This is a genomic window from Paenibacillus sp. N22P23 (genome assembly GCF_059383735.1).
In genome coordinates this window covers 683914-702230 of the sequence record NZ_JBXENT010000002.1, presented here as the reverse complement: position 1 = coordinate 702230, position 18317 = coordinate 683914, and the positions used below count along the sequence as shown (strand labels likewise).

The following is an 18317-nucleotide window of genomic DNA, read 5'->3' as shown; positions in this document are numbered from 1 at the left end:
AACGTTATCGTGTAGCTCCTATGGAAGGAGCCTCGGGTGACGAGCAGCTGGAAACAGCTCTCGTGCTCGGGGCTTTTTCTATTTGCAAAAAAGAAACTCTACTTGCCGCTCATACGTGTGTATAATGTGATGGTACTTTATGCCATTTGAGCATGAAATCATAGATTTCTATTTTCCGGATTGAATAGGGAACCTTTCTAGCGCTCTATCGTCTACTTGATGAGGTGAACGACTTGCAGTTTGATTACTTGAAGCATGTAACAGGCGGCTTAGACCGGCATGCGGTGCTGAATGAGCTTATGGCGGCGTACGGCAAAGACGTTTGGAATTTCGCTTTCTTCTACACACGTTCCAGAGAGCTGGCCGACGATATTTCCCAAGATGTATTCGTGAAAGTGTTTCAACAGCTCTACGAATTCCGCGGGCAATCGTCGATTAAAACATGGCTGCTGGCCATTACCCGCAACACGGCGCGCGACGTGCTGCGGTCGGCATGGATCAGACGTGTGACCTTCTTCGGAGGAATCGTCCGTCCACAAGAGCAAACTTCGCCGTCGGCGGAGCGGGAAAGCTTCGATAAGCTGATGACCGAGGAACTATGGGCGGTCGTCTTGAAGCTGCCGCAGAAGCTGAGGGAAGTGCTGCTGATGAATAGTCATTATGGACTTTCGATGCAAGAAATGGCGGACATGCTCCACGTATCGGTCGGTACAGTGAAGTCTAGGCTTCACCGTGCGCGAGCTGCGGTCAATCGCAGTCTTACCCAAGAAGCGACGTTGACTGGGGAGGAAGAATGGACATGAAGGAACCGTTAAACAGCTGGGAGCATAAGCTTGCAGGGAAACCTCCCGTGAAGAATGGGTTCACCTCAGAACTAGAGTATAAAGTGAGGGAACGCGTTCATATGCAAAATGAGAAAAGAAAAGCACCGTTTCGCGCGGTTGCAGCATTCATGAGCATCGTCATATTGCTTGGCTGTGGCTGGTGGTTCCGAGATGATGTGTTGCAGCTGCTGAAACCGGACTCGGCGGCAAACATTCCGGCCGCACTTCGCGGTGATACGCTTGGTGACCGGGAATATGCGCTCAAGATCCATCAGTTTGCGCAGGATGGCAGCATCGAATATCAGATTAAGCGGCCGTTTATTATTCGTCACCCATCCGTGAAGCTGAATATGATCGATGCGCCTAGAGATTTATATAATGATCCCGATATGTTTAAAGCCTGGGTGGCTAAGGAGCAGCCGGACATGCTGCAGTTGCCGATGAAGCTGTTTCGAGAGTTGGCGGCAGATGGGAAACTCAAGTCACTGGATACGATTGTGAAAGAACATAAATTTGAGTTGGGTGCCCTTTATGCGCCAATCATTGAGCTGCTGCACCAGCTTGGCGGAAGCGGCGAGCTATACGGATTGCCGGCAGATTTTAGCACTATGGCTCTCTATATCAATGAAGATGCTTTTGCGAAGCAGGGGATACCGCTGCCTGAAGGCGAGATTTCGCGGGAGGAGATTTTGCAGCTTGCCAAACGATTCCAAGGTACAGGGATTAGCGGACTCGGGGCTCTTGATCAGAGCAATAAATATGTGATGACCGAATTTTTGGGGCAAGTATCCGGGCTGCAAACCTTTAGTAAAAGCAATGAGGGCAAAACGGAGGCCACAGTCAATTCAGAAGCATGGAATAAGGTTTGGCAATCGGTTGCGGCCGGCTATCAGGAAGGCTGGATTACGCAGCAGAAACCGATAGATTACGGCAAGAACGGCATCACGATGAAGGATATGGGCAAGAATGATGCATTTGCTCAAGGCAAAATAGCGATGAAGATAGCACCGAGCTACTATTATTCGAACTTAGAAAATTTTGAGCATGAGGGCGTTATGAATGTAAATTGGTCGACAGTTCCGCTACGCGTGGACTCCTCCGCTACGAACCAACAGTTATTCTTGGGCACCAATACCGTGTACGCGATCAATGCGGCTTCAACCCAAGAGGATGCGGTCTGGGAGCTGATTTCGTTTATTATAAGCGGCTCTTGGCGTAGTGGTTTGGAGAATGCGCAGCTATACTCTACATTATTAGCTGATCAGTCGGTCATGGATGAGAAGGACAGCAAGCACTGGAAAGCATTCTATGAGAATAAGGTAGATCCGGCAAAAGCGGCTGAGAATTATTTAATTGCTTTCGACAATCGAGCGAGGGGGGAGCTGGACGCTGCCTTGTCCACGCTTGGCGGTGAACAGATGGAAGCTGTTGTGAAAGGAACAAAGTCCGTTGATGCAGCGCTTGAGGAATTGCAAAGCACGCTTGAAACGAGGCTGGCCGGAAAGGGGGATCGATCACATGAGTAGTCGAGTGCGTCGCGCTTCATTCGCGTGTGTCATCTGCCTGCTGGCGGTTAGTTTCCTGCTAAGCGGCTGTATGGCGGATGATCGGACTGTAGGCGGTAACGAGAAACAAGTGATTCGTATAGCGCTGTCTAGTAAGGGCAGCTATTCCTTTACAATTGGGGATTTTGTAACCGCTGCTTTCCCGAATTTCGAGGTTGAGCTTATCGAGATGGAACCGAATTATAAGTCAATATCGGCGGAGCAGTATGAGAAGAAGCTGAAGGAAGAGAAGCCGGATCTTGTTCTGCTCGGCTACTCCGGCAAGTATCCCGAATTGGCGGCTCATGGCGTACTGGAAGATCTGTCGGTACGGCTGCAAGCAAGCGGGATGAAAGCGGATGACTTTTATCCCGGGATGATCGATAAAATCAAGCGTGAAGGAGGCGGCAATATGTATGCCTTAGCTGCTTCCTTCCAAGCTTCCGTTCTCTATTACAACGCGGACTTGTTTCACAAGTATATGGTAGAGCTGCCTCGGAACGGCATGACCATCATGGATGTGATGCAGCTGGCCAGCCAATTTGCGAAAGCAGGAAGCCGCAAGGACGGGGTAGTAGGCTATCATCAGCCGTTTAGCAGTATGCCGCACAGCCTGCTCCTCAATCTGTCTAGTTCGGAAGGGCTCCAGTCTTACAACTTCCAAACCGGTAAAGTGACTGTGGACACGCCTGCTTGGCGCAGTCTATTCGCGACCGTTGTGGATCTCTATAAGAATGGCACCTTCATGATGCAGGATGTCAAAGGGCATATGGTCGATGGTACGCTGTATTTTACCGAAGATGATGCGAATGAAGCAGATTTGTTTAAGAAAGGCAAATCTGCGATGACCATCGACAGATATAACAGCATCAAAGGAATGAAGTTTGAAACGGGTGTGGTTACACCGCCGGTTAGCTCCATCGATACGAGCAGATCCGTCCATCTGGGCGTTTACGATTATATGGCGATACCGACTGGTGCTCGGAATGCCGATGCGGCATGGCAAATTATCGAGTTCATGCTGAGTGATTATGTGGCGAAGGCCAAATCAGGCATTCAGGATGAGTACAGTTTGCCGACTCGCAGGTCCTACATGAGCTATGATCATAACCCGATGCTGGCGGAGCTGTATGAGACGCTTCCGAGCATCGATCAGAGCTATTCGCTCGAAGGTTATGATCCTAAGTTCTTAGAACTATTCCAGCAGCTTCAAGATCGTGAAGTGAAAGCTGCCGTTAATAGTGAGAAGAGTGTAGACGAATGTATCGCGGCTGTGCAGAAGGAAGGTCAGGCATTGTTGGAAGCGTCGAAGCCGAGAAGTCAATAGTTATTCGGCGCGCTCAATTAAGCGGTCTCATTTACGAAATGCATATGTTCAACCCCTGAGTGAATATGGTATTATATTGGCAAAGAAACAAATACAGGCAAAGAGAGTCGGCGGCAACCGACTCCCGGCGCGATTAACCGCTTTTAAGGGCGGAGGCTGTATCAAGATATGAGTTCTAGAGTAGACCGCATACCTTCGCGAGAGGGCGGTCTATTTTTTTTTGAGGTAAGATAGCAGCGCGAGAATAAACATGCCGAACGTAAACATCAGCGTGATCGCGTCTTGTATCTCCATGGCATCACCTCCCTTCCGGGAGAATAGCCGACCGCCCTTGCAAGCCATTCATCGCTTCTTCATTATAAGCGAACGTGCGTTCGTGTGTCTATGCTTATTTTGGTACAAGTTGGGAGTAGGAAGGTCCTAGTATGTGATATTTCAGTATTGGCTGTAAATGTTTCAACTTAAAGTGTAAGTTTTGTTTCATGAAAGTGAATATTCATCATGTTGTATTTTTATACGAAGCAAAATAATGACGGGATTGATGACCATTCACTTAATAAAATGTATCAACAGGTTGCGTGGAGGAGGTAACAGATCGATTCCTTGAACTTCGACAAATACGATTGAATCGCTCACAAGATCCTTGATGGAGAAGGTATTGTTCTGGATCAAACAGCGAAATCGATGATTTGGGACGTGCTAACTATGAGATTGATCCTGTAGGAAATACATCATACGCCTCTTACGGTGCATGGGGGGAACAACAGGAATCAATTGAAGAGGGTAATTTGTATGTGACAGAGATTGATCAGAAGGCTCGTCAATCTACTACCTATTTTGTAGCGGATGCGGATGTTCTTGCATATCGATCCAATCCAGTAGATGCCAGTCTAAAGTCACATGTTTTGGTTGAGAAATTTGACCAATCAGATAATTTATTATCCGCTACTGCATATAAAACATGGCCCAGTACTAGCCAACCAGTTACAGAGTTATACAGATACGATTTGCAAGATAATGTAATTTCTTATAAAGATCTGAATAATGTTTTTATTAGCTTCGAATATGATGCTATTAACCGTTTAACAACAGTCAGAGACGCACTGGGCCAAGCTACCAAATACGAATATGATGAGAACGATCAGATTACGAAAGCAACTATTCAGAAAACTGATCCTGGGATAACGGAGTTGCTTTATACAAAGACTTACAATGAAGCAGGGCAACTCACCTCCAAGAAGAATGCTAATGATCAAATTGACTCCTATTCTGATTACAATAATCTAGGACTCCTAGTAAAGCAATTTGATCGAAACGGTAGTACATTTACAAGTCAATATGACGAATTAATGCGACCGATCATTAGGACGGGTACCCGTACATTGGATGGGTCGACAGAAACGATGCAGTCCTCTACAACGGTGGGCAGTAACGGAATACTATTTTCCAAAGTTCAGACCCTCATTGATGGCAGTGATTCAGGCACAATTATTACCGGGACCGATATTCTCAGCCGAAATACTTCTGCAGAAATTACGGCGAGTGGATTTTCTGGTTATACGGGCAGGGTGAATACTCATCACCCATATTGTTCCATATGTGCACGTCTCCACATCACCGTAGCGATTCTCGTTCCCCTGTCTCATCATCTTCTTCAGGTTCTTTTTCTCCACATTGTAGCGGTGTAAAGCCCAAATTTCCGGGTTTGTCATGACCATACACATTGTCATGAGATAGAGAAAGTGACGCAGTCGAGGTCTACCTCGTTTTTTTACCATTTATGATACTCTAACCGAGGTCTTGTTAACGGACTTATTTTGAATGTGAAGAGCCGGCTACTTAAACTGTAGCCGGCTCTTTATTTATCATCCAGGTGAAAAAGCAAGGAAGACACCGCAAAGGCGCGGCATCCTCGGATTCAATGGTGGTCTCCGGAAGCCAAATGGACTCGCAATTGTGGTTGCCTCTGGCTACAGATTTTTTTGTTCTTAATCTATAAAGCTAGGTATTAGCTATTTCGGAAGTTGAGTTGGAGATTAACCTAACTTAAAAGGGTCTTCCATCGGTTTATTGAACTGATGGAAGACTCTTTTTTTCACAACAGATAAGTAATTCTTAGAATTGTACAAGCTAACTTGAAAACTTCGCATATTTTATAATTGGGATCTATTGTAAATTATTCTTTTCATTCAGATCTATATTAATCATTTAAGGAGAGATGCTTAGTGGCCGATTGTAACCAAAACCCGGTGGGGGAATGCTCTGAAGCGGAAGGGCGTGATACGACTGCGAATGGGACAGCCTCTCACGCCGAAGGCTATCAAACGATCGCGAACGCCGATGCCTCGCATGCGGAAGGAAGTACAACGACAGCGGGAGGCGGGGCATCCCACGCAGAGGGCTATTTGACGGCAACGACTGCGGATACCGCGCATGCGGAAGGAACTTCAACTCAAGCTACTGGCGTGGCATCGCATGCCGAAGGCAGCACGACATTGGCTAGCGGGGCAGCCTCGCATGCCGAAGGCTATCTTTCAGCAGCAAGCGCAGAATCCGCTCATGCCGAAGGGACATCAAGTGCTGCGAACGGAATGGCTTCTCATGCTGAGGGCAATTCTTCTACTGCCAATGGAGTAGCCTCGCATGCCGAAGGCAGTTCTACAGCCGCCAACGGAGTGGCCTCTCATACAGAAGGTTATCTAACATCTACGAATGCGGATACAGCGCATGCGGAAGGCAATTCAACCTCTGCTGGAGGTTCGGCTTCACACACGGAAGGGTATTTGTCAATTACAACTGCAGATACCGCGCATGCGGAAGGATACAGTACAACCGCCAGCGGTGTCGCTGCTCATGCTGAAGGAAACATGACTACTGCGGGAGGCTCGGCTTCGCATGCAGAAGGAATGAGCACGCAGGCATTGGGCCATCATTCACATACTGAAGGAGCAAACACGATCGTGCAAGCAGGCGCAGATAATGCGCATGCGGAAGGAGAAGGGAACACGGCTAGTGGCAGGGCTTCCCACGTGGAAGGAGGAGGTGTGGATCAAGTCAATAATCCTGCTCCTAATCTAGCGAGTGGATTTAGTTCTCATGCTGAGGGGGTAGGTACGGAGGCAAGCGGGTTTGCAGCCCATGCCGAAGGCGGGACGGATAATGTAACGATATCGCCTGGTCCACAGGCCCTTGGATCATTTTCTCACGCAGAAGGGCATTCGACGCTTGCAAGCGGATTTAGTTCCCATGCGGAAGGGTCAACAACAAACGCAACCGGCAATTTTTCGCATGCTGAAGGTAGAAATTCAATTGCTGGTGGATTCACTTCTCATGCCGAGGGGGAATCGACGCTTGCAAGCGGTGCAAATGCCCATGCCGAGGGGGTATTTACAACCGCGAGCGGAGATAATTCCCATGCCGAGGGGAATGGTTCAACCGCCGCTGGTGATTATTCACATGCCGAAGGACTTAGATCTCAGTCAATGATGGATTATTCGCATGCCGAAGGATTGGATACTGTTGCTAGTAGAGAAGGTGCTCATGCCGAGGGGGGGGAAACAAAAGCAACCGGCAGATTTTCGCATGCTGAAGGTGTAACCTCAACTGCTGGTGGATCATTTTCTCACGCAGAAGGGCAATCGACCCTTGCAAGCGGTGAAAGTGCCCATGCCGAGGGGTCTGGGACTCAAGCGATTGCGAATCAATCCCATGCGGAAGGGGAAGGAAACACTGCTAGCGGTAGAGCCTCTCACGTAGAAGGTGGAGGTGTAGATCAACTCAATAATCCTGCTCCTAATATAGCGAGTGGATTTAGTTCTCATGCTGAGGGGGTAGGTACGGAGGCAAGCGGGTTTGCAGCCCATGCCGAAGGCGGGACGTTGAATGTAACGATATCGCCTGGTCCACGGGCCCTTGGATCATTTTCTCACGCAGAAGGGCAATCGACGCTTGCAAACTTAAACGCAATTGCAGCCCATGCTGAAGGATTGAATACTTTTGCTGCCTCCGTAGCTGCTCATGCCGAGGGGACTGGTACAATCGCATCCGCTAATTCATCGCATGCTGAAGGTGTAAATTCCACTGCTAGTGGATCCTCATCTCACGCTGAAGGTGAAGGTACGGATACGAATGGTTTCCAAAATGCACACATCATGGGAAGGTTTGGTGATGCAGGGGAAGCACATTCATGGTTTATTGGAAATGGGACATCCAGTGTTTCGCGAGGGTTGGGAGCCAAATGGCTGGCGAGTAATGGTCAGATGTTTATCGACGGAGCTTCTTACAATACAGGCGGTGCGGATTACGCCGAGATGTTCCAGAGCGTTGACGATTCGTTTATCGATGTCGGTTATTTTGTTACGTTGGATGGGGAAAAAGTTAGAATTGCAACTTCTTCGGATGATTACATCCTCGGAATCAGTAGTGCGACTCCTAGTTTAATCGGAAATAGTGCCGAGCTAAGTTGGCAGGGACGTTACTTGTTGGATGAATGGGGACGGCGGACCTACCATGAAGTTACAGTGCCTGCAGTTAAGGATCCACACGGGAATGTAATTACACCTGAGCATACTGAAAAGCAACCTGTCATGAATCCAGAGTGGGATCCACAGCGTTTGTATGTGCCTAGAAAAGAACGCCCAGAATGGGTTGCTGTAGGACTCCTCGGCAAGATTTTGGTAAGGGATGATGGGTCTTGCTTGCCAAATGGCTATTGTGCACCAAATGATCAGGGAATAGCGACTGCCAGTGCATATGGCTATCGCGTTCTAAAGCGTACTGGTGCAAATCAGATCTGTGTGCTCTATGTCCCTCATTACCATAAACCAAACTAGAACGGATAAAATGCAAGAGGCGAGCCTACAGGCACGCCTCTTTTTGAGAATAGCAACAACTGATGTCTGTTGACAAGAACATTGTCCGATTTCCGACAAGCAGCCGACGAGACTGTTACTCTTGTTGCTTCAATTCATACTACTCATTTACGTATCTCATTCCATTCTTATATTGGTTGTATTTAAAAAGAAGATACCTCATCCCTGATGGGAATTGAGGTATCTTCGATGAACAAAACCAGATTTACCCAATACATTTACAGTTCCTTCAATCCAGAAATACAGTGTAACGGGAATCCGGTACGCCCGGGGTTTTCTTTGCATTGTTGCGCATCACACACATACTTGCTTCCCCTGCCATGTAGGAAGTAAAAACACGAGTCGGATGACGATATCCTTCGCGATGGAGCCATGCATGATGGAGCGAACCTGCTAAAGTAATATTTTGAAGGTCCGTTCTAGCTATAGCAAGAGGATTAACTGTTACTGATAATGAGTTTGCATCGGGATTCGAAGCATTTACTGCTTTAATCGTAAAATTAGGAACGGTTGACGAGGGTACTTGGTATAAGATATTTGCACGTGCAGCTCTTCCAAATCCGTTCGCAACAATCATACGAGTTAAACCATCCATCTGAACAGCGGCGGCAGCTGAACCATTCGCTATTTTTCCATCAAACCAGACAGGGGCTAGGTTAAATCTAGCATAAGTATTAACGCAGGTTTGATAAGTGGATCGTCCAGCTTCTGTTACTTGTGCATAGTGGAGCCTCCAGACTTCCAGGATTCTTACAATTAAAGTGCGAATCCGAGATCTCTGGGTAGAAGTGAACCGATTGTCAATAAAAAACGTCATATTCGATGGCAGTGCTACACCGGCTTCAGCTTCTGGTACAGGTACCGTGATGCGCGAAAACGTTTGTGAAATCCTTACAGGTTTTGCTGGTAACATTCTTCTTGTTTTCCGTACCATCAAATCCCTCCCTCAATTATTGGGGAAATGAATCATCCGTCTTGCAAACAGAAATGTTTTCTTCCAGTGTGGCTGATCGATACTGGAGATGATTACTTTGTTCTTAGGGTACGGTATGCAATGGATCATTTCCTGATTACCAATATAAAGACCAACATGTCCGGGAATATCGTCTGTGCTAAACCGTTCAGGAACAGCAAAGAAAAGCAAATCACCTTTTTGGATGTGTTTTAGTCTAACTTCCACGCCTTGTACAGCCTGATCTCTGGCTGTACGGGGTAAATGTATCCCATATTTTTCGAAGATATGCTGAGCGAGAGATGAACAATCAAACTTTCCTGACTTGGGGTAAGGAGCAGCTCCATACTTAAACTTAACACCAACAAAATGCTTTCCGTATTGAACCAATGAGTTGAGGTTACCTTGTTTCAAACGATTCACTCCTGTTGTGTCCTTTTCGGTACTATATGTGTAATTCAATTTGTAGGGATGGGTGAACTACTATAAGAAGTAGAGGTTGCTGGAGGGATTTATAGATATGAAGATTTGGAATTAACACGTAGTAAGTAACTCTCTCCCCCTGCTTACTTAGCGGTGAAGACGACTAATACTATCATGAACAATGCAAACCGAAGTAGAAAGTTAACTATTCCAATTCGACTTCAACATGGTTATAATAAATCATGTACGATTCATGAAGTGGCGAAGGTGAGTAGATGAAGAAGAGTTTAAGCCGGTATGTATTAACAGAAGAAATTTATTCCATATTGAAAGGGCAGATTCTAAACCACGACATCGCGCCAGGGAATAAAATCAATATCGATCAATTGGGCCGAGATCTAGAAGTCAGCAATATTCCGATTCGCGAAGCATTATCGAGATTAGCGGCGGAAGGCTTGGTCGAAACGGTACCCTTCAAGGGGATGTTTGTTGCCAAGATGTCCCTTCAAGAGCTCGACGAAATGTTTGAAATTCGAATGGAATTGGAATGCCTGGCTATTAGGAAAGCTGCACTACGAATACCGGAAGCGATGTTGGATAAGTTGCAATTGGATATGCAGCAATGGTCTAATCTGGAAGCGATAGAAAGTGAAGACCGCATTCGCATCATCTCCGATATGAACGCAAGTCTGCACGGATTGATTCTGGATTATTGCGACAACCACTCTTTAAAGAGCCTGATCGAGATTTACATCGAGAAAATACAAAGGTACTTATCTTTGAATCAGAAGGATCTCGACATGAAGCTGATTCAAGACGAGTGGGATGAGCATATGTGTATCGTTAGCAATTTGGCAACAAGGGATATGTCTGCAGCTGAGCAAGCGTTGAAGAACCATCTGAAAAACTCATACGAGCGAACAAGGAAGTTGTTTGAATGAGTTTTTCGTTTTTTTACATAAAATCATACACGATACATTATAAACACACTCTTAAGGAGGAATGGCAGCCATGATTCTAGCTGGAAAAACGGCCATTAGCAGGATGACCCAGAAGCGACTGTTCAGGCTTTGAATGATATGCATGCTCTTGGAAGACCAGCGACTTCAGACGAAATTGCGCAAGCAGCACTATTCCTGGCTAGTTCCTCCGCAGGGTTCGTTACAGGCGTTGCACTCCCCGTCGACGGCGGGGCTTCGCTTGGTTATTAATAGCATTCACTCATCCAAACTAGGGAGATGAAACCAATGAAAATTACTAAAGTAGAAAGCTTTGTCCTTCACGTGCCGATTACGCCGCCGATTACAGATGCCATCAATGTTGCTACGCACTGGGGATTAGCAGGCGTGCGCATCTATACGGACGAAGGAATTGTAGGCTACGGATACACTGGTACCTGCGCGAATGGAGACGATATGATTGTCGACACGATTGAGAAATACTATGCGCCGTTGTTAGTGGGCAAGGATCCCTTCATGGTTAAGGAACTATGGGACGAGATGCGTTTTGGTAAAATGCATTGGATCGGCAGGTCCGGCGTTACGCATATGGCACTGGCTGCGGTGGATGTGGCATTGTGGGATATCATGTCAAAGGCATCGAACAAGCCCCTGTGGCAATATCTTGGAGGAGCGAAGTCCAAGAGCATAAAAGCGTACAATACGAATGGCGGCTGGCTGAATTGGTCAAAGGAGCGCCTGCTGAAGGACGTAACGGAGATTGTGGAGTCCGGATTTACAGGGGTTAAGATCAAGGTTGGTAAGCCCGATCCACGAGAAGATTATGATCGCTGCAAAGCGGTACGGAAGGCAATCGGCGACGATGTGATTTTCATGATCGACGTCAATCAACAATGGAACATCAACACGGCAATGACTTGGGGCAAGAAGCTCGAAGAGTTCGATCTGTTCTGGCTGGAGGAGCCGCTTAATCCGGATGATATTTTGGGGCACAAGAAGCTGGCCGATGCACTTAATGTGTCGATTGCACTTGGCGAGCATGTCTACAACAAGTATGCGTTCCGTGATTATATTCACCAAGGCGCAATAGAGTACTGCCAAGTGGACGTTACACGTGTTGGAGGTATTACAGAATGGCTGCAGGTGGCGGGTCTCGCAGCATCCTATGATATTCCGATCTGCCCCCACGTAGGTGATATGGGCCAGATTCATCAGCATCTTGTCGCTTCCACACAGAATGCAATCATGTTGGAGTACATTCCGTGGATTCGCCATATTTTTGAAGAGCCGGCTACCGTGAAGGAAGGGCACTATGTGCTGCCTGAATTGCCTGGTGCATCTACGACGATTCTTCCGAAGTATTTTGAAGAGTATCGGGTGAGATAGTAGGACTTTAATAAGAAGATCATGCGAATGCCCCTGTCAATTAGGGGGCATTTTTGTTGTCTCATATAGCGCTGCATAATTATTCATTTAGTCAAAAGCGGATATTCTCACTATTTGTGAAAATCCTAGCGGGAAAATGATCTGACAAGTCTCAATGATATTGAAAACGGCCCTTGATAAATCACCACACATACTATGTGATATTTCATCATTAGCTGTGAATATTTCATCATAAGCTGTAAATATTGTTTCAATAAACTGCACATTCACTAGAGTGTATATTTATGTATAACGCCCGAAGGAAGAAGAGTACAATATCGATCCGTTCCTGTAGAGTGGTGGTCCGATCCTTGGTCATAGCAGTTGCTCCCTCGTTATACAATTTAAAGCTACTATGACCATTAAACTTGTTTATCCAACTCTTATGGCTTTACGACTGCACATTTAATGCGACGAGCTGTACTCGCTGCTTTCCGCCATAGCATCTAATTTTTCGCGGCTCATGAAGATCGCGAAAACTAGCGCAAGCACGGATGGGATGATCGCCCACAGGAAGGTATAGGTGATAGAGGAGGATAGCGCGGACACGATTTTGTCCAGCACATCCTTTGGAATTTGCTCTCGCGTCTCCGGTGTTAGAATCGCGCGCGGATCGCTAAGATTTAGGTTCGCAGGCATTGTTCCGCCGCCTTCAGAGCCAGCAAAAGCATCTTTGATTTTGTTCGTCATCGCGTGACTTTGAATAATCCCGAAAACCGTTATACCTATAGTCATACCAAGGGAACGTAGGAAGTTCAGCGTGGCGCTCGCCGCACCACGCTCTCGCGGAGAGAACGAATAAATCGCGGCATTGCCAAGCACGGAGAACGACGCGCCGATGCCAATACCTATAATGATCATAAAAACTGTCACGATGAAACGAGAGGAATCGACGCCAAGTGTTGTTAGAAGCACATTACCTGCGACAAGCACAGCCAGCGTTGCAATCATAATCGAACGGAACGTAATCTTCGTGTTCAGAAAACCGCTTCCAGTTGCTGTTACAACGGTACCGAGCATCATTGGCAGTAATACAAGGCCGGCATTCGTTGCATTGCCCCCGAGTACCCCCTGGATAAAGATCGGAATGAACACGGTAGCTGTCATATAGGCCGCACCGCTGAACATCGCCATCGCATTGCTGGTCAAGTACAGCCGCTTACGGAACATATTAAAGTTAATAATTGGTTCAGCCGCTTTACGCTCGATAAGTATAAAGGAGATCATCATCACCGAAGAGCCAGCGAACAAGCCTAAGATTCGAGCCGAATCCCAAGCGTAATTCGGTTTGCCGCCAAGCTCAAGGGCGAACATCAGACAGATGATGCCGGCTACCAATGTGAACGCGCCACCCCAGTCGATCTTCTGCTTGGAATGCTCCACCGACTCTTTATAGAAGAATGCAATCATGACGAACGCGATCAGGCCAAGCGGGAGGTTGATGTAGAAAATCCACTCCCAGTTGATATAGTCTGTAATATAAGCACCGAGCAGCGGACCGAATATACTCGACATGCCGAAGACGGCACCGAATAGACCACCAAGCTTGCCACGGCTTTCAAGAGGTACAGTGTCGTACATAATGGTGAATGCGATCGGCACAAGCGCGCCGCCGCCGATCCCTTGAATCGCGCGATAAACGCTAAGCTCAGTAATCGAATCCGCCGTCCCGCAGAGGATGGACCCGATTATAAAAGTAATAATACCGAAAATAAAGAACTTCTTCCTTCCGTACATATCGGACAGCTTGCCGAAAATCGGCATACCTGCCATTTCTGCAACCATATAAGCCGAAGTGACCCATACGAATTTATCCATGCCGCCGAGATCATGAACGATCGAACCCATTGCTGTCATGACAATCGAATTGTCCATGGATGCCATTAGAATACCCAACAGCAAGCCGGCGATTACAATGCCAACATGTTTCCGCTCTGCCTTCATTGTGTGCAGTTCCCTCCAGTAACATTGTTTGTTGTAGTTCCACACTTCACGACCGGCATACCTTAGAACTCATCCTCACAAGCTGGAACGGTATCGATCCACACCTGCTTACCATCCTGTAGCTTCGTTAAAAAATTGTTATTAGTCTCCAAAAGGTATTCCGGCCTCATAAACCAGCAAAACGAGTAATCATCGCTGCTACACCTCCTTTAGACAACAGTCCCCGTAGCAGGCCCGCGGTTTCCGCGGACAAGCAATGTGAGCGCGAGGAACGAGTCGAGCACTCGGTGGATACGGTCATCGATTTCTTGTCCAATTTCATTAAAGTTCCGCCCAGTTTCAAACCATTCGCGTTGCGCACCGCCAATCGACAACCACTCCGGGGCATTTATACCGTGCAAATTACGGACAGTCGATTGCAGCTGTATCAGCGAGCTTACGCCGACCGCGCCGCCGGCAGAGCTGACGGAAAGCACCGGCTTACCGCCAAAATAGGTCTGTCCGAGATGATCGAGCACATTTTTTAATACGCCGCTCATTCCTCCGTGGTATTCGGGTGAAGCGAGAATGACAGCATCGGCTTTGCGCAACAAGCCTTTCAATTCACTCAGTCCGCTATGGCCATCTTCCGATTCATCAGGAGAATAAAAGGGAAGTGGGTTGCGATACAAGTCGAACAGAGCGGCCGAATGCCCCTTCTCCTCGATGAGGCGTTCGATATATTCGACAAGCCGTGTACTTGTGGATGATTTGCGGTTGCTGCCTGCGATAATGACGATTTTCATAGGATTCAATCCTTCCTGGCGATTGTTTTGCTTTCGATGAGTTCATCTTACAGCAGAGAACGCCAATTCAGCGTCATCGGGAAGGATGATGACAGCAACACAAAAAGTCCAGCCTTTCGGCTGAACTTTACTACAACTTTAGTCGGAGTGAGCGGGTTTAGTCGCCGAGTCCCTGTTTAACGGCATAGATGGCGGCTTGCGTCCGGTCGGCCAAGCCGAGCTTGTCGAGCAGGTGACTGACATGGGTCTTGACCGTCTTCTCGGTAATGAAGAGGGCTTCACCGATTTCTTTATTGCTTCGTCCACGTGCGATGAGTTGAAGTACCTCCTGCTCTTTTCGTGTCAGTCGCTCATTAGGTGTCCCAGCCGATGCCGTCGGTCCTTTTGCCATGTGGGAGTCGGCGGATAGCTCCGGTGAGGCGACTAGTTTCATGAGCAGCCCAGCGGCCTCTGAATGCAGTTCGACCTTTCCTTCGTATACTCGCTTAATTGCTTGTACAAGTTCGTCCGGCTCGATATCTTTAAGCAGATATCCCTTAGCACCTGCTCGAATCGCGGGGAGCACATGATCTTGGTCGGAAAATGAAGTAAGAACGATGACTTTGATCTCGGGATGGGAAAGTTGAAGACTTTTCGTCGTTTCAATACCGTTTAGCACCGGCATGTTCAGATCCATGAGGATGACGTCCGGATGGAGCTCGGCTGACTTATCGATCGTTTCTTGTCCATTAGCGGCTTCACCTACCAGCTCAATATCGGGCTGAGTCTTTAAAAATACCTGTAACCCTTTGCGGACCATCGCATGATCGTCAGCCAGCAGTAATTTAATTGCCATGAATGATCACTTCCTATTGATTGCTATTTATTGTGCATGGAATCGCAACCTCTATCGTAGTTCCGCCCTTGTTTACGCTTGTGAGCGTAAATCGGCCGCCAAGTGCTTCCGCTCTCTCTCTCATTATCGATAGGCCGTACGAAGGCGCAGCTTGCGGATGACGCTTTGTTTTCTTTACACCGCGCCCCTTGTCGGTTATCCGGAGGATCGCTTGTTGTGCATCCAGTTTCAAGTCGATCGATGCCTCCGCAGATTCTGAATGTTTGTACACATTGTTCAGCGCCTCTTGCCCGATTCGCCATAGCGCTTCTTCCACATTTCGTGGCAGCTCACAAATACTGGACACCTGCGTATGAACACGGAGCTCCAGCTTCTCGCCGTATGTCTGAAGCGCCGTAACAAGGCCTACCTCAAGGCCAGGCGGGCGAAGTTGCATAATGAGGGCGCGCATTTCCTTGAGCGCTGTTTGGGAGAGGGATAGAATGTCTCCCATCGGCTGAAGCGCCACTTCGGGCTTACCGTTCCTGAGTAAGCTTTCCACGCCTTTGGCCGTCATGGAGAGCGAGAATAGCATTTGGCAGACGGAGTCATGCAAATCACGGGCGAGCCGATTGCGCTCTGCAAGGCGGGCGAGCTCCCGCCGCTGCTCCTCTAACTGAGCGCTTTCGAGTGCCATCGCAATGTGATCAGCGAGTGCCTCCAGCACCTCTTTATCGATTGTCCGCATAATACGTCCGGTCGCATCATCCCCGACTAGCAGCATACTTTGCGGCATTAAACCAGCGCTCGGAATCGGGACAGCCTGGGCAGTTGATAGCTTAGGAGACAGCCCCTGCAGCTCGTGACAGTCGGCCAGCACTGAAGTCTGATCAGTTGTTGCCGCGACATAGCGTCGTTTGCGGTTGGCCTCTCTTAACCAGTTTGTTACCGGCAGCAGGAGCCGTGTATCCGGCAGGGATGTAAGTCCGTTCGCATAAACTGCTTGCAGGAAAAGTTCGTCATTGACCGTTTCCAGCAGAGCGGCGAACGGCCATTCGAAATGTTCTCCGATCTGCTGCACGATAAGCTCCTTAAGCCGCTCCAATTCCGTTCCGCTACTTACAACCATGCCAATCGATCGACTGAAGTTGCCTAGCCGCGCGAACAACTCTGCCCGCCGTTGTTCAATTGCATAGAGACGCATCCGGTCGACGGCGCTGCTGATTTGGAATGCGACCGCCTGCAACAGCGCGAGTTCTTCTTTCGAGAAATGCGACTTGCCGGGCGATGCGACATTCAGAACTCCGAACCGTCGATCACCGGAGCGGAGCGGTACGGTGGCATGGTGGGTAATGCCACGAGTGTCACCCCGGCTGAATTTAACCGCATCTTCCAATCGTTTGCAGTGTAATATATTAACAGCATTATTCAAGTCATTTTCCCAAAAACGATCCAGACACCAGCAAGTACCACAGCGCATCGGAGCTTTATCTTCATTCAGCAGAGCCGCCGGCAGATTACTATCGGCGATGCATGTATAGTCCATCCGGTCACCGGTTAGGAAAATCCATCCGGCTTGCAGCCCAGTCAGCTCCAGCAATTTTTCCATCACCGTATTGAGCATGAGTGTCAGATCGTTAGACTGGTTCAACGTTTCGGCGATAATCTTAAGTGTAAGTAGCTCTTGTATATGAGGATCGGTCGTCATCGTCATTTCCCCTTTTACAGTTAGGTTCGAGAAGAAGAGGCTAATTTCCTCTACACAAAAAAAAGGCGAAGCTTGTATCAACCTGCTTCACCGTTTTATTTAAAATTAACGAACAACTAGATACACGATTTAGAAATATCCAGTGCAGGATTCTCTCGTTTAGCTGACCCAGAGTAGCTATGGTACAAGATAAGAAAAAGGTCGGGAAGTCTCAAAACAAGAAGTAGTTGTAGATATCGCTGGACCTTGCATAGTTTTCACAGGAGGGTACATCTAAAGATTGTGAACGCAAATGATGAAATAACTGTAACGGAACCTTGCGGGTTTGCGGGTACCGTTTTATAACTAATTATGAAAGATAACACTAGTTACTAGTAGTCCTAGTAGTAGTAGTAGGTATGTATTCAAATTATATGAAAAGAGTGATTATTTGAAGTTTGAGGGTCTTCCTTTATATCTACAGCCTTGGCTTGTTTATTATTGTAACGTGGCTACTGATTCGTTATGTTTCTAAGGTTAAGTTTGAGGGACGATTTTTATTTTTTGGAATACTCACTTGGTTCTACGGTAATAGCACTTTTTTATGATAGTTCAACTTAATTATTTCGAGAACCCCGTTAAAACGGCGTGGCATTCGGTTCATGTTGGAAATCGGTGTGTTCTAAAACTTACTCTATCCCGTTAGGAAGGCTTGCATGCTACCATAAAATGATTGGTCGAACATTTTCCAGTACCGGAAGC

The 18317-nt window shown here is 47.5% G+C and carries 14 protein-coding genes and 1 pseudogene; 8 read left to right on the top strand and 7 right to left on the bottom strand.

Translation table 11 applies throughout. The features are described from left to right. Nucleotides 1–224: 224 nt before the first annotated feature. The 3 genes from AC506A_RS13670 to AC506A_RS13660 are packed head-to-tail and all read left to right on the top strand — an operon-like array spanning nucleotide 225 to nucleotide 3695. Entirely contained in the window at nucleotides 225–803 is a 579-nt protein-coding gene (locus AC506A_RS13670; RefSeq protein ID WP_495461544.1) for an RNA polymerase sigma factor, read from the top strand. After that, the gene (locus AC506A_RS13665) at nucleotides 800–2350 is read left to right on the top strand and encodes an ABC transporter substrate-binding protein (protein WP_495461543.1); all 1551 of its coding nucleotides are present in this window, start codon (nucleotides 800–802) and stop codon (nucleotides 2348–2350) included. The genes AC506A_RS13670 and AC506A_RS13665 overlap by 4 nt, the downstream gene beginning before the upstream one ends. Next, nucleotides 2343–3695 carry an ABC transporter substrate-binding protein gene (locus AC506A_RS13660; RefSeq protein WP_495461542.1) on the top strand — a complete coding sequence of 451 codons (1353 nt, stop codon included), beginning with the start codon at nucleotides 2343–2345 and terminating at the stop codon, nucleotides 3693–3695. The genes AC506A_RS13665 and AC506A_RS13660 overlap by 8 nt, the downstream gene beginning before the upstream one ends. Nucleotides 3696–3905: 210 nt before the next feature. Here AC506A_RS13660 and AC506A_RS13655 read toward each other — a convergent pair whose 3' ends face one another. Beyond that, on the bottom strand, nucleotides 3906–3989 hold the full coding sequence (locus tag AC506A_RS13655) for a putative holin-like toxin (RefSeq protein WP_495461898.1): 84 nt from the start codon (nucleotides 3987–3989) through the stop codon (nucleotides 3906–3908). A 500-nt stretch (nucleotides 3990–4489) separates the two neighbouring features. Here AC506A_RS13655 and AC506A_RS13650 point away from each other — a divergent pair, with 500 nt between their 5' ends. Beyond that, nucleotides 4490–5383, top strand: a complete 894-nt coding sequence (locus tag AC506A_RS13650) for an RHS repeat domain-containing protein (protein WP_495461541.1) — start codon at nucleotides 4490–4492, stop codon at nucleotides 5381–5383. A gap of 537 nt (nucleotides 5384–5920) precedes the next feature. After that, nucleotides 5921–8527, top strand: coding sequence for a peptidase G2 autoproteolytic cleavage domain-containing protein (locus tag AC506A_RS13645; protein ID WP_495461540.1), 2607 nt, complete (start codon nucleotides 5921–5923; stop codon nucleotides 8525–8527). A gap of 268 nt (nucleotides 8528–8795) precedes the next feature. Here AC506A_RS13645 and AC506A_RS13640 read toward each other — a convergent pair whose 3' ends face one another. Both AC506A_RS13640 and AC506A_RS13635 read right to left on the bottom strand, forming a co-directional pair. Further along, nucleotides 8796–9500 (bottom strand): hypothetical protein, encoded by a 705-nt coding sequence (locus AC506A_RS13640; RefSeq protein WP_495461539.1) that lies wholly within the window; start codon nucleotides 9498–9500, stop codon nucleotides 8796–8798. 12 nt (nucleotides 9501–9512) lie between these two features. After that, complete coding sequence (locus AC506A_RS13635; protein ID WP_495461538.1) at nucleotides 9513–9932, bottom strand: C40 family peptidase; 420 nt, start codon at nucleotides 9930–9932, stop codon at nucleotides 9513–9515. 284 nt (nucleotides 9933–10216) lie between these two features. Between AC506A_RS13635 and AC506A_RS13630 the strand changes: the two genes are divergently transcribed. The 3 genes and pseudogenes from AC506A_RS13630 to AC506A_RS13620 all read left to right on the top strand — a co-directional run bounded on the left by AC506A_RS13630 (nucleotide 10217) and on the right by AC506A_RS13620 (nucleotide 12286). Further along, nucleotides 10217–10882, top strand: a complete 666-nt coding sequence (locus tag AC506A_RS13630; RefSeq protein WP_495461537.1) for a GntR family transcriptional regulator — start codon at nucleotides 10217–10219, stop codon at nucleotides 10880–10882. Between the two features lie 123 nt (nucleotides 10883–11005). Further along, nucleotides 11006–11152 (top strand): annotated as a pseudogene (locus tag AC506A_RS13625) (SDR family oxidoreductase); the annotation flags it as partial. A gap of 36 nt (nucleotides 11153–11188) precedes the next feature. After that, the gene (locus tag AC506A_RS13620) at nucleotides 11189–12286 is read left to right on the top strand and encodes a mandelate racemase/muconate lactonizing enzyme family protein (protein WP_495461536.1); all 1098 of its coding nucleotides are present in this window, start codon (nucleotides 11189–11191) and stop codon (nucleotides 12284–12286) included. A gap of 444 nt (nucleotides 12287–12730) precedes the next feature. Here the strand turns inward: AC506A_RS13620 and AC506A_RS13615 are convergent, their stop codons facing one another. The 4 genes from AC506A_RS13615 to AC506A_RS13600 all read right to left on the bottom strand — a co-directional run bounded on the left by AC506A_RS13615 (nucleotide 12731) and on the right by AC506A_RS13600 (nucleotide 17576). After that, nucleotides 12731–14269, bottom strand: coding sequence for a DHA2 family efflux MFS transporter permease subunit (locus AC506A_RS13615; RefSeq protein WP_495461535.1), 1539 nt, complete (start codon nucleotides 14267–14269; stop codon nucleotides 12731–12733). Between the two features lie 209 nt (nucleotides 14270–14478). Next, a complete protein-coding gene (locus AC506A_RS13610) occupies nucleotides 14479–15054 on the bottom strand; it encodes an NADPH-dependent FMN reductase (protein WP_495461534.1) in 576 nt (191 codons plus the stop codon). A gap of 157 nt (nucleotides 15055–15211) precedes the next feature. Then, nucleotides 15212–15889, bottom strand: a complete 678-nt coding sequence (locus AC506A_RS13605; RefSeq protein WP_495461533.1) for a response regulator — start codon at nucleotides 15887–15889, stop codon at nucleotides 15212–15214. Nucleotides 15890–15902: 13 nt separating this feature from the next. Beyond that, nucleotides 15903–17576, bottom strand: a complete 1674-nt coding sequence (locus AC506A_RS13600; protein ID WP_495461532.1) for a GAF domain-containing sensor histidine kinase — start codon at nucleotides 17574–17576, stop codon at nucleotides 15903–15905. Between the last annotated feature and the right edge of the window lie 741 nt (nucleotides 17577–18317).

Coding starts and splice junctions, on each gene's coding strand:
- AC506A_RS13665 (WP_495461543.1), top strand. CDS start 800: ATGAAGGAACCGTTAAACAGCTGGGAGCATAAGCTTGCAGGGAAACCT.
- AC506A_RS13660 (WP_495461542.1), top strand. CDS start 2,343: ATGAGTAGTCGAGTGCGTCGCGCTTCATTCGCGTGTGTCATCTGCCTG.
- AC506A_RS13655 (WP_495461898.1), bottom strand. CDS start 3,989: ATGGAGATACAAGACGCGATCACGCTGATGTTTACGTTCGGCATGTTT.
- AC506A_RS13640 (WP_495461539.1), bottom strand. CDS start 9,500: ATGGTACGGAAAACAAGAAGAATGTTACCAGCAAAACCTGTAAGGATT.
- AC506A_RS13630 (WP_495461537.1), top strand. CDS start 10,217: ATGAAGAAGAGTTTAAGCCGGTATGTATTAACAGAAGAAATTTATTCC.
- AC506A_RS13620 (WP_495461536.1), top strand. CDS start 11,189: ATGAAAATTACTAAAGTAGAAAGCTTTGTCCTTCACGTGCCGATTACG.
- AC506A_RS13615 (WP_495461535.1), bottom strand. CDS start 14,269: ATGAAGGCAGAGCGGAAACATGTTGGCATTGTAATCGCCGGCTTGCTG.
- AC506A_RS13610 (WP_495461534.1), bottom strand. CDS start 15,054: ATGAAAATCGTCATTATCGCAGGCAGCAACCGCAAATCATCCACAAGT.
- AC506A_RS13605 (WP_495461533.1), bottom strand. CDS start 15,889: ATGGCAATTAAATTACTGCTGGCTGACGATCATGCGATGGTCCGCAAA.
- AC506A_RS13600 (WP_495461532.1), bottom strand. CDS start 17,576: ATGACGACCGATCCTCATATACAAGAGCTACTTACACTTAAGATTATC.